A 12,922-nucleotide genomic window follows, 5' to 3' on the forward strand; every position below is an offset into this window, starting at 1 on the left:
CCCCTAACGATGAGCTCGAATTTCTCTCTCGCCCCCGGCTTTCATGCCGTCGTGATCGGCGGCGCCGGCGACATTGGCGCTGCGATCAGCAACCAGCTTTGCGATCTCGGCGCGACGGTGACTGCAACGGGCGCGAACGAGGCCGATCTCGCCCGCACCCTCCTCAAGCCGCGCGCGGGCCTCTCGCTCGCGACGCTCGACGTCACCGATGATGCGGCCGTCACGTCCTTTGCCCGGCAACACAAGCGCGTCGACGCGCTGGTCAACTGCGCCGGCATTCTCGCGCGCGACAAGGAATTCGAGATCGAGACTTTTGTGAAGGTGCTCGACGTCAATCTCACCGGCACGTTCCGGACCTGCATGGCGTTCCACGCTCTTCTCGCCGAGAAGAAAGGCTCGATCATCAATATCGCCTCGATGAATGCGACGCTGGCGCTGCCGCGGATTCCCGCCTATTGCGCCAGCAAGGGCGGCGTCGTGATGCTGACCAAGGCGCTGGCCTTGAAGTGGGCCGAGGAAGGCATCCGCGTCAACGCGGTCGCGCCCGGCTATATCGAAACGGCAATCAACGCTGCCGGCCGCACTGACCTTGCGCATTATCAGCGCATCGCCGACCGCACTGCCTTCAAGCGCTGGGGACGGCCGGAGGATATTGCCGGCGCGGTCGCCTTCCTCTGCATGCCGGCCTCGCAATACGCGACTGGCGCGGTTGTCGCAGTAGATGGAGGATTTCTAGCGGGGTGAGACACTTGGCGCTTGTTGTATCATGACGGTGTCATCGTGACATAAGCGGGCCGGATTTAGTCGATGTCTCGTCTGTGCCGACCTGCAAATGACCAAGCTTGAGCCCAGGTCGACTTTCGCTTTTCGAGAGGCTCAATCCTTATCAGGCACCCCAGCGCAGCGCTGCGGTATGCACTGGGGCATCCCACAATTCTTTTGACGGGCCGTCGAGCACGGAGACGGTGATCGAGGCACCGGCCATGTCGAGCGACGTCACATAAGAACCGGTCAGGAAACGCACCGCCGCAATCCCCGCCCCGTCCAAAATCTGTTTGGCGCTATTGACCATGAGATAGAGTTCGATCAGAGGCGTTGCGCCAAACCCGTTGACCAGAAGCAGGACTTCGCTGCCCTTGCTCGGTGCGAGATCACTCAGGATCGCATTAAGCATCTCGGCGGCAATCGCATCGGCAGATGCCAGCGGCACCCTGCGACGACCCGGCTCGCCGTGAATGCCGACACCCATTTCCATTTCGTCGTCAGCCAGGGTGAAATTCGGTCGACCTGCGGCCGGAACGGTGCACGGCAGGAGCGCCACGCCCATCGAGCGGGTGCGCCGATTGACATCATCGCCGAGCGCTTTGAGAGCAGCTAGCGGCATTCCCTTTTCGGCCGCGGCGCCGACCATCTTTTCCACGATCAGCGTTCCCGCGACTCCGCGACGGCCGGTCGTATAGGTCGATTTCTCGACCGCGACGTCGTCATTGGTCACCACGCTCGCGATTTCACGGCCGGCCATCTCCGCGGCCATGGTGAAATTCATCACATCGCCTTCGTAATTCTTGACGATGAAGAGCACGCCTGCCCCAGTGTCGACAGCCTCCGCCGCCTCGATCATCTGATCTGGCGTCGGCGACGTGAAGATCTGGCCTGGACATGCGGCATCGAGCATACCGAGGCCGACATAGCCCGCATGGAGCGGTTCATGACCCGAGCCGCCGCCTGAGATGAGCGCGACCTTGCCCGGCTTCAGGGAACGGCGACGCACGAACTTCCGCTCGGCGCCTAGAAGCAGGATATCGGCATGTGCAGCTGCCAGCCCGTCGAGACTCTCTTCGAGCACCGTATCGGTGCTGTTGATCAGCTTCTTCATGGCGTTCTCCCGATTGTCTTTTCTGCAGGCCGGATCCGTTACCCGATGCTTTCGGCGTAGCGCGCGAGCTGCGCGGCAAAATCGACGATGAGCTGCTCGAGCGCGCGGTTCTTCTTGTCGTCACCGAGATCGGGCACCGTCACCGTAACAGTGCGCGTGTGCGCCTCGCGGTGGGCTCCGCGCAGCCGCCCGGGGTGCGCGCGACCATAAGCTTCGAGGAAAGCCGCACGCTCGGCACCGGAGAGATGGCAGACCTCGAAGATGATCGCGACATGCTTCGCCGGGATCGGCACCAAATACGCCGGATTGGTGATCTGGCTGACAAAGGAGCGGTTCTTGCCGAGCGCCGCCGCGAGCTTCAGCCGCGTCCCAGACGGCCGGTTGTCGAGGACCCGCCGCAGGATGAGCTTGTAGTCCGCGACATTGCTATCGCCCGTCCGGCTCGTGTCCTCACCTGTATCGTCCGTCATGTGGTCACCGCGGCGACGGCAGCCTTGAGGCGGGCCACCGCAATCGGCGAGACCGATAGCGTCGTCAGGCCTGTCGCCAGCAACGCATTCGTCAACCGAGTATCGGCCGCGGCATCGCCGCAGAGCGAGACCTCGACACCACGCTTGCATCCGGCCTCGACCGTCCGCGCAATCAATGCCAGCACCGCCGGATGACCGGCATCGTTGAGATCGGCGACAGCGCCGATATCACGCGCCGCAGCCATCGTGTATTGGGTCAGGTCGTTCGACCCGATGGAATAGAACGCCGCGCCAAAGTTCTCCGCGCACAGCGCTGCCGCAGGAACCTCGACCATAATGCCAAGCGGCGGCCGCGCGCAGGCGATCCCCTCTGCCTTGAGTGCCGCAAACTCCGCGTCCAGCATGACGTTGGCGTGCTCGAGCTCCGAGGGGACTGCAATCATCGGCAGCATCACCTTCAGCGTTCCATGGACGGCCGCACGGCACAGCGCTCGCAACTGCACGCGAAACACCTCCGGTCGCGCAAGCGAGAGCCGGATCCCGCGCAAGCCCAGGAACGGATTGCGCTCGCCATCGATCGTCAGGCCGGCGATCGGCTTGTCGCCGCCGGCATCGAGGGTGCGGATCGTCACCGGCCGTCCCGCGGCCCAGTCGAGCATGCGCCGATAGACGGCGTATTGTGCATCCTCGCCCGGCAACCCTCTCGACCCTTCGAACAGAAATTCAGTTCGCACAAGACCGATGCCGTCGCAGATCGCGGGATCGAGACCAGTGAGGTCTTCGGGCGCGGCAACATTGAGAAGCACCGCGATGCGCCGGCCATTGGCCGTCAGCGCCGGCTTGAGGCGGCTGGCGTCAGCAGCGATCTGTGCGGCATTCGCAGCCGCCATGCGGTGCTCGAACAGGCGGCGCGTTTCGGGCTTGGGATCAAAGATCACGGTGCCGGCGTCGCCGTCAACCAGCGCCAATGACGGCTGTCCGTTCCAGGGCAACGGACCCAATCCAACCACCATCGGAGCCCCGCGCGCCCGCGCGAGCATCGCGACATGCGACGACGGCGATCCAGCGGCGAGCGCAATGGCGCCGCCACGAGCCCAGTCAACGGCCAGGAACGTCGACGGCGAAATGTCGTCACCCATGACGACGGAATCGCCGGAAATCCTTGCGGTCGCATCAGCACCATTCAACCCAGCGAGCACGCGGTCGCGAATGTCGACCAGATCGGCGGCACGCGCCCGGAAATACTCCTCCTCCGCCGCGCGATAGCCGGCAATCTCCGCGTCGAGTGCCGCGCGCCAAGCCTCATCGGCGGCGGCACCAGCTGTAACAGCTTCGTAGGCTCCTTCCGCAAGCGCATCGTCGCCCAGCATCGCGACCTGGAATTCCAGGATTTCCGCGGCCTCGCCGTGAACCGTCGCGATCAGTTCGGCAAGCTCCGCTGCCGCTTTCTCGATCGCCGCCTTCAGAGCTGCCGCCTCCTGAACGGGATCGCCCTTCGCCGCTCCGCGCGGCGCTGCATGCGTCAGCACCGCGACCGGGCCGACGGCGAGGCCTGGCGAGGCGGGATGGCCGATGAGATGGATCTCGCCCACGATTTCACGCCTCTCCGAAACCATCATGCACCAGAGCGAGCATGGCCGCGAGCGCCGCCTCGCCATCGGGACCACTGATGCGGAAATGCAGCGTTGCGCCTTGCGGCGCCTTCACGCGCATCACCTTCACCGGGCTCTTGGCGTCCGTCCAGGGTCCGTCGGCAGCAAGCGCGATTTCGATCTTCGCGGCAAAGCCCTTCGCGCATTGCGTGAGCTTCACCGATGGCCGCGCGTGCAGGCCGACCGGATTGACCAGGACCGCAGAGGCGGTCAGCGGGGCAAACGTCTGAGCCGCCCGGTTGGCGTTGGCATCATGCATAGAATTCCTCCGCGCTGCGTTTGACGGCGGCAAGCGGCGAGCCGCCCGAAGACTCGGTCGCAGCGATCACGGCACCCTCGACCACCGGGGCATTGCAGACCAGGACGCGCCCGCGCCGGTCTTCGGGGAGCATTTCCACCGCCATCTCCGAATTGGTCTCGGCACCGCCGAGATCGACAAGGATCGCGACACCTGCCGGTGACCAGGCTGTCTCGATCGCCTCGAGGATGCCTGCAACGTTCGTACCGAGCCCGCCATCGACATCGCCACCGGTCCAGGCCAGCGGCACGGCGTCTCCGACCATCTGGCGCACCATATCGGCCGCACCTTCCGCTATCTTCGGCGAATGCGACACGATGACAATTCCGACATTGCCGGGACGTAAACTGCTCATGTATTGACCTCGAACTCCAGTGTCTCAACTGCTGCGCCGATCAGAAGGGATGCCGAGCGCGAGCCGGGGTCCATATGACCGATCGAACGTTCGCCTAGAAAGGAGGCGCGGCCGCGGATCGCCAGCATGGGCGTGGTGCGATCGGCCGCTTGCGCCGCCTCGATCGCGATCGCCTTGGCGTCGCCGCCTCCCGCCAGGACGGCGTGCACCGGCACCAGGACATCCAGCAACGTTTTCTGCCCCGCTTCTGAACGACCGCGCGCCTTAACGGCGTGGATCGCCTTCTCCGTCGCCACGACGAGATCGGCCCGGCTCGGCTGCTCCGGAAGTGCCTTGCCCAGTTCCATGAAGAAAGTCCCGACCAGCGGCCCAGAAGCACCGCCGACCTTCATGACCAGGGTCATTCCGATCGCCTTCAGCATGTCAGGGAGCGGCTTGTCGGCCAGGCCCGGCAACGCCGCGAGCACAGCCTCGAAACCGCGCTTCATGTTCAGCCCATGATCCCCATCGCCAATCGCCTGGTCGAGACTCGTCAGCTCGTCCGCGTGTTCGATCACTGCCCCGGCCAGCGCTCGCACCAGTCTTTCCCTGGCTACCCGATCAAGGCTCATGCCGCTACCCTCCAGCCCCTCGCATCGAAAAACAGCGGTTTGTTCAGACGGAGCGACACCACATCCCCGGCGCCGAAGCCCGCCTCGGGATCCGCCAGGGTCACGACTGGCCGGCCGGCGAGGTCGAGATGGAGATGGCTCTGGTCGCCGAGATGCTCGACCCGCTTGACGGTTGCCGAGACGTCGCCGCCGCCGCGCGCAATCGCCAGGTGCTCGGTCCGCGCGCCGACTGTCTCCGCGCCAGCCGGCGCGCCGCCGAACAATGTCGCCGGCAGCAAATTGATTGTCGGCTGGCCCAGCCGGGCCGCGACATGCGCGTTGATCGGATTCTCGTAGATTTCGCGCGGCGATCCAATCTGCATCAGCCGTCCGCCTTCGATCACGCCGATGCGCGACGCCATGGTCATCGCCTCGGTCTGATCGTGGGTGACGTAGAGGATCGTCGCGCCGAGATCGACCTGGATCCGTTTGAGCTCGATGCGCAACTCGCCGCGCAGCTTGGCATCCAGCGAGGAGAGCGGCTCGTCCATCAGATAGATCGAGGGCGACCGGACCAGAGCCCGGCCGATTGCGACGCGCTGCATCTGCCCGCCCGACAGTTGCGTCGCCTTGTTGTCCAACTTGGTTTCGATGTGAAGAAGACGTGCAACCTCCTGCACCTTCGCGCGGATGTCGGCTTCCGGCACACGGCGGGTCGGCGCGCGCAACGCGAAGGCCATGTTCTCGAACACGGTCAGGTGCGGATACAGCGAATATTGCTGGAACACAAAGGCCACATCGCGATCGGCCGGTGCATCGCCGGTCACGTCGCGCCCGTCGATGCGGATCGAACCCGTGTCCGGCTGCTCCAACCCCGCTACCAAACGCAGCGCCGTGGTCTTGCCGGCGCCAGTCGGTCCAAGCAATGCAACGAACTCGCCGTCGCCGATTGTCAGCGACAGATCGCTCACGGCTTGGGTCTTGCCGAATGCCTTGGAGACGGCGTTGATCTCGACCTCAGCCATGCGCGCCTCCCTCATGCAGCACGGTGCGGATCGCACGTCCCGACGCCTTGTCGAAGATCGATAGCGTATCGGGCCGAAAGTCGAGCCCGACATTCTCTCCGGTTCGAAAGGATTTGCTGCTGGATGAGCGGGCCTTGAGCGTGCCGTAGTGTGTCGTCACGGTCACGATCTGCGTCGTGCCCAGATACTCTGTCCCATAAACTTCGCCGCGCACCATGCCGCGATCGGTGAACCGCACGTGCTCGGGCCGCACCCCGAGCACGAGCTCGCTCTCCGCCATTACCTCACGCGCAGCAGGAATTGCAACGTCGCGCTCGCCGATCCGGATTGCCTGTGTGCCGGTCTCGAGCCCGCCACGGAACGGCAGAAAGTTCATCGGCGGCGAACCGATGAAATCCGCGACGAACAGTGAAGCAGGCCGGTCGTAGATGTCGCGCGGGCTCGCGACCTGCTCGACAACACCATTGTTCATCACCGCGATCCTGTCGGCCATCGCCATGGCCTCGAGCTGGTCATGCGTGACATAGACCGTCGTCGCACCCAGCCGGTCATGCAGGGCCCGCAGCTCATGAATCATCGCCTCGCGCATCTCGGTATCGAGCGCGCCGAGCGGTTCGTCCATCAGGAAACATTTTGGCTTGCGCACAATGGCTCGTCCGAGCGCGACGCGCTGCCGGTCGCCGCCGGCAAGGCCCGAGACCGACCGGTCGAGGAGATGGGAAATCCGCAGGATGCGCGCGGCCTCGACGACCCGACGGTCGCGTTCGGCGGCACTAATGCCCTCACATTTCAAGGGAAAGCCGATGTTGCGCCGGACATTCATGTGCGGATAGAGCGCAAAGAGCTGGAATACGAAGGCAATGTCGCGCGCCGATGCGCGGTTCATCGTCACGTCTTCGCCGTCGAGCCGGATGGTGCCTGATGTCGGTAGCTCCAGGCCTGCAATCATGCGGAGCGTCGTGGTCTTGCCGCAGCCGGACGGTCCGAGCAGGCAAAGGAACTGGCCGTCTTCGACCGCGAAGCTGGCAGACTTGACCGCATGAAACGACCCGAAGGACTTGTCCAGCGCCTCGACTTTGATCTGTGCCATCGCGCCCTACTCCCGGACTTTCGACACGATGGTGAACATCACCGTGCCGAACAGCGTCGTCGCAAACGACCACGAATATAGCGTCAGGGAGAACGGTTGCATCAGCATCACGACGCCGGCTGCAATGATCGTCGTCGCCAAGGCTTCGAGCGGGCCGCGTCGCAGAACGCGGTCCGAAAAACCGCGACGCGCGATGGATGGGTTGGCATCGACAATCATTTGCGGACGGCTCCAAAAGTGATGCCGCGCAGCAGATGCTTGCGAAGAAGGACCGTGAAGACCACGATCGGCACCAGGAACAGCGTCGTGCCGGCGGCCACCGCGGGCCAGTCCTGTCCGCCCTCGCCGATGATGATCGGGATGAAAGGGGGCGCCGTCTGCGCGTTGCCAGAGGTGAGAAGCACCGCAAAGGCGTATTCGTTCCAGGCGAAAATCAGGCAGAAGATCGCCGTCGCCGCGATTCCCGTCGTGGCCTGCGGCAGCACCACCTTCACGAACGCCTGGAAGCGGGTATACCCGTCGATCATCGCCGCTTCCTCGTACTCGCGCGGGATTTCGTCGATGAAGCCCTTGAGGAGCCAAACGGCGAGCGAAACGTTGACCGAGGTGTAGAGCAGGATCATCCCGAGCCGGGTATCCGACAATCCGATGGTGCGGTACATCAAATAGATCGGGATCGCGACCGCAATCGGCGGCATCATCCTGGTCGATAGAATAAAGAACAGCAAATCGTCCTTCAGGGGCACACGGAAACGCGAGAAGCCGTAGGCCGACAAGGTGCCCAGTGCGACGGCGAGCACGGTCGAGCCGAACGCAATGATCAGAGAATTGATGAAGCGCGGCACATAGTTCGAGGGACCGGCGACTACCATGTTTCGGCTGCGGGCGATGCTGTCGCAAAGCCCTTGGGGCGGCCCCAGCGAACGGATGAACTCCGGTGTCTGGCGCGAGCGGGTCGTGAAGAGATTGCAGAAGCCTTCGAGCGATGGCTTGAACATCACCTTGGGCGGATAGGAAATCGCATCGTCCGGCGACTTGAACGCGGTGAGCATGATCCAGGCCAGCGGGATCATGGTGATGATGGCATAGAGCACGACGAGCGAACCGGCAAAACGCCGCGTAGCGGTCGTCGGCTCGACGACGGAATGGGCTGCAGTGGCTGAGGTCATCGGCTTTTCACCTTGTTCAGCGCCTTCACGTAGATGTTGGCGAGGCCGAAGACCGTCACGAACAGGATGATCGCGAAGGCCGAGGAATAGCCGGTGCGCCAACTCTCGAACGCCGCACGCTTGAGCGTGATCGAGGCAACTTCCGTGGTCGATCCCGGCCCACCCCCGGTGAGCAGATTGACCATGTCGAACATCTTGAAATTCTCGATGCCACGGAAGAGCACCGCCAGCATGATGAATGGTAGCGCCATCGGCAACGTGATCGACCAGAACTGCCGCCATTTCGATGCGCGGTCGACCTCCGCCGCCTCAAAAATGTAGTCCGGAATCGAACGCAGGCCGGCGAGGCAGATCAGCATCACGTAGGGGGTCCACATCCAGGCATCGACGATGACGATGGCCCAGGGGCTCAACGTGACGTCGCCCAGCATCTGGAATGACGAGGCGTCGCGACCGCTAAAGAAGGCGACCACGTAGTTGAACAATCCGATCTGGGGCTGGTAGAGAAATGTCCAGAAATTGCCGACCACGGCCGGCGACAGCATCATCGGCAGCAGGATGATCGTGGTCCATAGGCCGTGGCCGCGGAACTTCTTGTCGATGAGGTAGGCAAGGCCAAATCCGAGGACGGTCTCGATCACCACGGTCCAGATCACGAAATGCGCCGTCACCTGCATCGCCGCCCAGATGTCCGGATCGGTGAGGATCGACTGATACCAATCAGCGCCCAACCAGATCGTCGGCACGTTGGCCCGGTTGGCGCGGTAGTTCGTGAACGACAGATAGATTGTCCAGAGCAACGGAAAGATATTGATTGCCAGCAGCAGCACGATCGTCGGCGTGATGAAGAGCCAGGCGAGCGTTTTGTCCGACAAGCCCCGGATGCGACGCGCCACGCCTGGCCGGACCCTGACGGCCCGATAGGTAATCCGCGAAGAGGCACTCAATTCATTCATTGCGTGGACCGATCCTGGTACCGGGATCATCGACCCTCCGACGAATTCCGGTGGTCTCGAAGGAAAGCCCGGAGCGCGAGCGCACGCGCTCCGGGCGGCTTGCCTCAGAACTTCTTGCCTTCTTCCTTGAAGACGGCCTTCCAGTCCTTCACCAGACCGTCGAGTGCTTCCTGCGCGGTGCCCTTGTCGGCCACCACATAGTCATGCACGCGCTTCTGTTCCGCCTGCAGGAGTTGGGCGTAGGAAGGCTCGGCCCAGAAATCGACGACCATTCCCATCGACTGCAAAAACTCCTTCGCAAACGGCGCGCTGTTCGGGAAGCTCGGATCGTTCAGCACGGACTTGGCGCAGGAATAGCCGCCGAGCGCCCACCACTTCTTCTGAACGTCGCCGCCGGCGAACCACTTGATGTACTGCAGCGCTTCGGCCTGGTTCTTGGAGTAGGAAACAACAGAGATTCCCTGTCCGCCGAGCTGCGTCGCCTGCGCGGCAGGACCGGCCGGATTGACGAAGAAGCCGATCTTGTCGCCGCCGACATTCGGGTCCTTGTAGAGGCCCGGCAAGAAGGCGAAGAAATTCATCTGCAGTGCGACCTGGCCGGACTTGAAGGCGTCAAGCCCCTCCGACATGTAAGAATTGGAGGCGCCGGGAGGCGTGCAGCACTTGTAGAGATCCTTGTAGGCCTCGAGCCCCTTCACGGCGCTGGCTGAGTTCACGAACCCGTCCATCGCATAGGGCTTTTTCGGATCGTCGTACTTGAACCCGTAGTCGTAGAGGTAGCTCGAGACGCCCATGGTGATGCCTTCCGAGCCACGCTCGGTATAGATCGAGGCGCCATAGACCTTCTTGCCGTCGATCTCGCGGCCCTGGAAGAATTGCGCGATGTCCTTGAGCTCATCGAGCGTCTTCGGCACGCCGATATCGCGGCCGTACTTGGCCTTGAAATCCTTCTGCACGTCCGGCCGCGCGAACCAGTCCTTGCGATAGGTCCAGCCGACCGCGTCGCCCATCGCCGGCAGCGCCCAATAGTTCGGCGTGTTCTTCGGCCACTCGGAATAACCGACCACCGTTGCCGGCATGTAGTCGTCCATGCTGATTCCTTCCTTCTTGAAGAAATCGTTGAGCTTGACGTACTGGCCATTCTCCGCGGCGCCACCGATCCATTGTGAATCGCCGATGATGAGATCGCATAGCTGCCCGTGCGAATTGAGCTCGTTCAGGAATCGATCGGCATAATTGGTCCACGGCACGAATTCGAACTTCATACCAATGCCCGACTTGGCGGTGAAGTCCTTCGATAATTCGACCAGCGCGTTGGCAGGATCCCACGCGGCCCAGCACAGCGTGATGGTTTTGCCTTGCGCCTGTGCGGGTGTGGTCCCCGCTCCGACGCCGAGCGCGGAGACCACAGCCCCGCATGCAACAACAAGCGCCTTCAATGTCCGTTTCATTACGCGTTCCCTCCGAGTGGGCCGGCCATCGACATGGCGCGGCTTTCCTACCGGCTCGAATGCTTCGAGCAGAGCGACACAGTCCGTGACGAGCTGAATAGCTAAACTGGCGTTTCCTCGCGCCACCCGGATTCTAGCGGTCCGGCAGGCTCGATTTGTTTAGTAATGCACGATTTACTAAACATTGCAAGCAACGCTGGCTTTCTGCGACGCAAGGTCGGATGCCAGCGCTCGAACTTCGTCTTAAGCCCGGAGATGAAACGAAGCCTAGCGCGCGATAGCAGCTATCGCCTGCCCGACCATCGTCAGCGGCAACGGACGCTGCAATCATAGGTGCCGAGTTTCTGGAAATGTCGCAGCGCTCGACCGCACAGATGTCGAAACAAGTATTCGCGCGGCCCCGCTCAGTCGCTCCTTCCTGCAAACAGTTAAACGTCCGCGCAGAAAGGTCTATTGCACCGCGGAACGATTTGCGACGCACCATTCAAAATGAGACTGTTCGTTAAACCGCAGATAGCCCCGACGTCCGCGCTGCATCCGAGTTCGGTTAGCCTCCATCGCAAGAACCGCTGACCTTATCAAAACGCCGCACTGCGCGGCGAACGCGTGAGGTTGCGGTGAAAAAGCAACGACAAGACACCCAGGGAGGAGAACAATGTTGAAGGGCAGTTTAGGACTGATCGCGTTGAGCAGCCTGTTACTTTCGGGCACCGCCTTCGCACAGGAGAAGATCAAGGTCGGCGTTACGGCGACGCTCGAAGGCACCTACACCGTGCTCGGTGAGGACGGCATCCGCGGCTTCCAGACCGCACTCAACGTGCTCGGCAAGAAGGTCGGCGACAAGGAGCTCGAATTCATCATCGCCTCGACCGATGCGACCCCCGACTCCGCAGTCCGGGCCGTGCGAAAGCTGATCGAGCAGGACAAGGTGCAGATCCTGCTGTCACCGCTGTCCGGCGACGAAGGCATCGCGGTCAAGAACTTTGCAAAGACCCATCCGGAGCTGACATTCATCAACGCCGCCTCCGGCGCCCAGGAAACGACCTATGTCGATCCGGCCCCGAACTTCTTCCGCTACAACATGGACGGCGCACAGTGGCAGGTGGGCCTCGGCAAATACGCCTATGACGAAAAGAAGTATCGCAAGATCGCGACCGTCGGCGAGGATTATTCCTTCATCTACACCCAGGTGTTCGGCCTCGTGCTCGAGTTCTGCGGCGCCGGTGGACAGGTCACCAACCGGCAATGGGTGCCGCTCGGCACCAAGGACTTTGCCTCGGTCATCGCCGCCCTGCCCGATGATGTCGACGCGATCTATCTCGGCCTCGGCGGCGCCGACGCCGTCAACTTCCTCAACCAGTACCAGCAGGCCGGTGGTAAGGCGCATCTGATGGGTGGTTCGATCATGATCGACCAGACCATTCTGTCGTCGAAGGGCAACGCCAAGAACGCGCTGGTCGGCACGCTCGCCGCGAGCGGCCAGGCTGACACCTGGGAAAATCCGAGTTGGCAGAAGTTCGTTAAGGACTATCAGGACGCCTTCCCGCCCAATAAGCGCTTCCCGAGCCCGTCGCTGCTCGCGACCAACTATTACGGCTCGACCATGGCGCTGATCCTGGCGCTGCGTCAGGTCAATGGCGACCTCTCCAACAACCAGGCCAAGTACAAGGAGGCGCTCGCAAAGATCGAGCTCGACGCACCCAACGGCAAGATCAAGCTCGATTCCAATCGCCAAGCAATCGGCACCAACTTCGTCACCGAGGTCGTCGACGACGGCAAGGGCGCGCTGTTCTCGAAGGTCGTGAAGGTGATCCCGAACGTGAACCAGACGCTGGGTTATGACCCCGCGGTGTTCGCCAAGATTGGTTTGCCAAGCCGTACAGTACCGGAATGTAAGAAGTACTGACGCAGTATCGTTCGCGAGCGATGCCTGACTGGAGAGAGATTTGCGAGGGGCGGACATCGTGCGCCCTTGCATTCTCTCCCCGGT

At 62.6% G+C, this 12,922-nt stretch carries 14 protein-coding genes; 2 read left to right on the forward strand and 12 right to left on the reverse strand.

Features of this window, described 5'->3' with window-relative positions; all coding sequences use genetic code 11:
- Positions 1 to 9 precede the first annotated feature (9 nt).
- On the forward strand, positions 10 to 744 hold the full coding sequence (locus IVB29_RS00195) for an SDR family oxidoreductase (RefSeq protein ID WP_247501364.1): 735 nt from the start codon (positions 10 to 12) through the stop codon (positions 742 to 744).
- A 142-nt stretch (positions 745 to 886) separates the two neighbouring features.
- Here the strand turns inward: IVB29_RS00195 and dhaK are convergent, their stop codons facing one another.
- The 12 genes from dhaK to IVB29_RS00255 all read right to left on the reverse strand — a co-directional run bounded on the left by dhaK (position 887) and on the right by IVB29_RS00255 (position 10,932).
- Positions 887 to 1,876 (reverse strand): dihydroxyacetone kinase subunit DhaK, encoded by a 990-nt coding sequence (dhaK, locus tag IVB29_RS00200; protein ID WP_247501365.1) that lies wholly within the window; start codon positions 1,874 to 1,876, stop codon positions 887 to 889.
- Between the two features lie 38 nt (positions 1,877 to 1,914).
- Entirely contained in the window at positions 1,915 to 2,346 is a 432-nt protein-coding gene (locus tag IVB29_RS00205) for a hypothetical protein (RefSeq protein WP_247501366.1), read from the reverse strand.
- Positions 2,343 to 3,938, reverse strand: a complete 1,596-nt coding sequence (gene ptsP / locus IVB29_RS00210; protein WP_247501367.1) for a phosphoenolpyruvate--protein phosphotransferase — start codon at positions 3,936 to 3,938, stop codon at positions 2,343 to 2,345. The genes IVB29_RS00205 and ptsP overlap by 4 nt, the downstream gene beginning before the upstream one ends.
- 4 nt (positions 3,939 to 3,942) lie before the next feature.
- Positions 3,943 to 4,257, reverse strand: coding sequence for an HPr family phosphocarrier protein (locus tag IVB29_RS00215; RefSeq protein ID WP_247501368.1), 315 nt, complete (start codon positions 4,255 to 4,257; stop codon positions 3,943 to 3,945).
- Complete coding sequence (gene dhaM, locus IVB29_RS00220; RefSeq protein WP_247501369.1) at positions 4,250 to 4,651, reverse strand: dihydroxyacetone kinase phosphoryl donor subunit DhaM; 402 nt, start codon at positions 4,649 to 4,651, stop codon at positions 4,250 to 4,252. The genes IVB29_RS00215 and dhaM overlap by 8 nt, the downstream gene beginning before the upstream one ends.
- Complete coding sequence (dhaL, locus tag IVB29_RS00225; RefSeq protein ID WP_247501370.1) at positions 4,648 to 5,262, reverse strand: dihydroxyacetone kinase subunit DhaL; 615 nt, start codon at positions 5,260 to 5,262, stop codon at positions 4,648 to 4,650. Before dhaL ends, dhaM begins: the two co-directional genes overlap by 4 nt.
- A complete protein-coding gene (locus tag IVB29_RS00230; protein WP_247501371.1) occupies positions 5,259 to 6,266 on the reverse strand; it encodes an ABC transporter ATP-binding protein in 1,008 nt (335 codons plus the stop codon). The genes dhaL and IVB29_RS00230 overlap by 4 nt, the downstream gene beginning before the upstream one ends.
- A complete protein-coding gene (locus tag IVB29_RS00235) occupies positions 6,259 to 7,356 on the reverse strand; it encodes an ABC transporter ATP-binding protein (RefSeq protein ID WP_247501372.1) in 1,098 nt (365 codons plus the stop codon). Before IVB29_RS00235 ends, IVB29_RS00230 begins: the two co-directional genes overlap by 8 nt.
- A gap of 6 nt (positions 7,357 to 7,362) precedes the next feature.
- Complete coding sequence (locus IVB29_RS00240; protein WP_247501373.1) at positions 7,363 to 7,575, reverse strand: hypothetical protein; 213 nt, start codon at positions 7,573 to 7,575, stop codon at positions 7,363 to 7,365.
- The gene (locus tag IVB29_RS00245) at positions 7,572 to 8,525 is read right to left on the reverse strand and encodes a carbohydrate ABC transporter permease (protein WP_247501374.1); all 954 of its coding nucleotides are present in this window, start codon (positions 8,523 to 8,525) and stop codon (positions 7,572 to 7,574) included. The genes IVB29_RS00240 and IVB29_RS00245 overlap by 4 nt, the downstream gene beginning before the upstream one ends.
- Entirely contained in the window at positions 8,522 to 9,481 is a 960-nt protein-coding gene (locus IVB29_RS00250) for a sugar ABC transporter permease (RefSeq protein ID WP_247501375.1), read from the reverse strand. The genes IVB29_RS00245 and IVB29_RS00250 overlap by 4 nt, the downstream gene beginning before the upstream one ends.
- Before the next feature lie 104 nt (positions 9,482 to 9,585).
- Positions 9,586 to 10,932: an extracellular solute-binding protein gene (locus IVB29_RS00255; RefSeq protein WP_247501376.1), complete on the reverse strand. Its 1,347-nt coding sequence runs from the start codon at positions 10,930 to 10,932 to the stop codon at positions 9,586 to 9,588.
- Positions 10,933 to 11,587: 655 nt separating this feature from the next.
- Here IVB29_RS00255 and IVB29_RS00260 point away from each other — a divergent pair.
- A complete protein-coding gene (locus tag IVB29_RS00260; RefSeq protein ID WP_247501377.1) occupies positions 11,588 to 12,838 on the forward strand; it encodes an ABC transporter substrate-binding protein in 1,251 nt (416 codons plus the stop codon).
- The last annotated feature ends 84 nt before the right edge of the window (positions 12,839 to 12,922 follow it).

This window comes from Bradyrhizobium sp. 1, assembly GCF_023073315.1.
Lineage (GTDB): Bacteria > Pseudomonadota > Alphaproteobacteria > Rhizobiales > Xanthobacteraceae > Bradyrhizobium.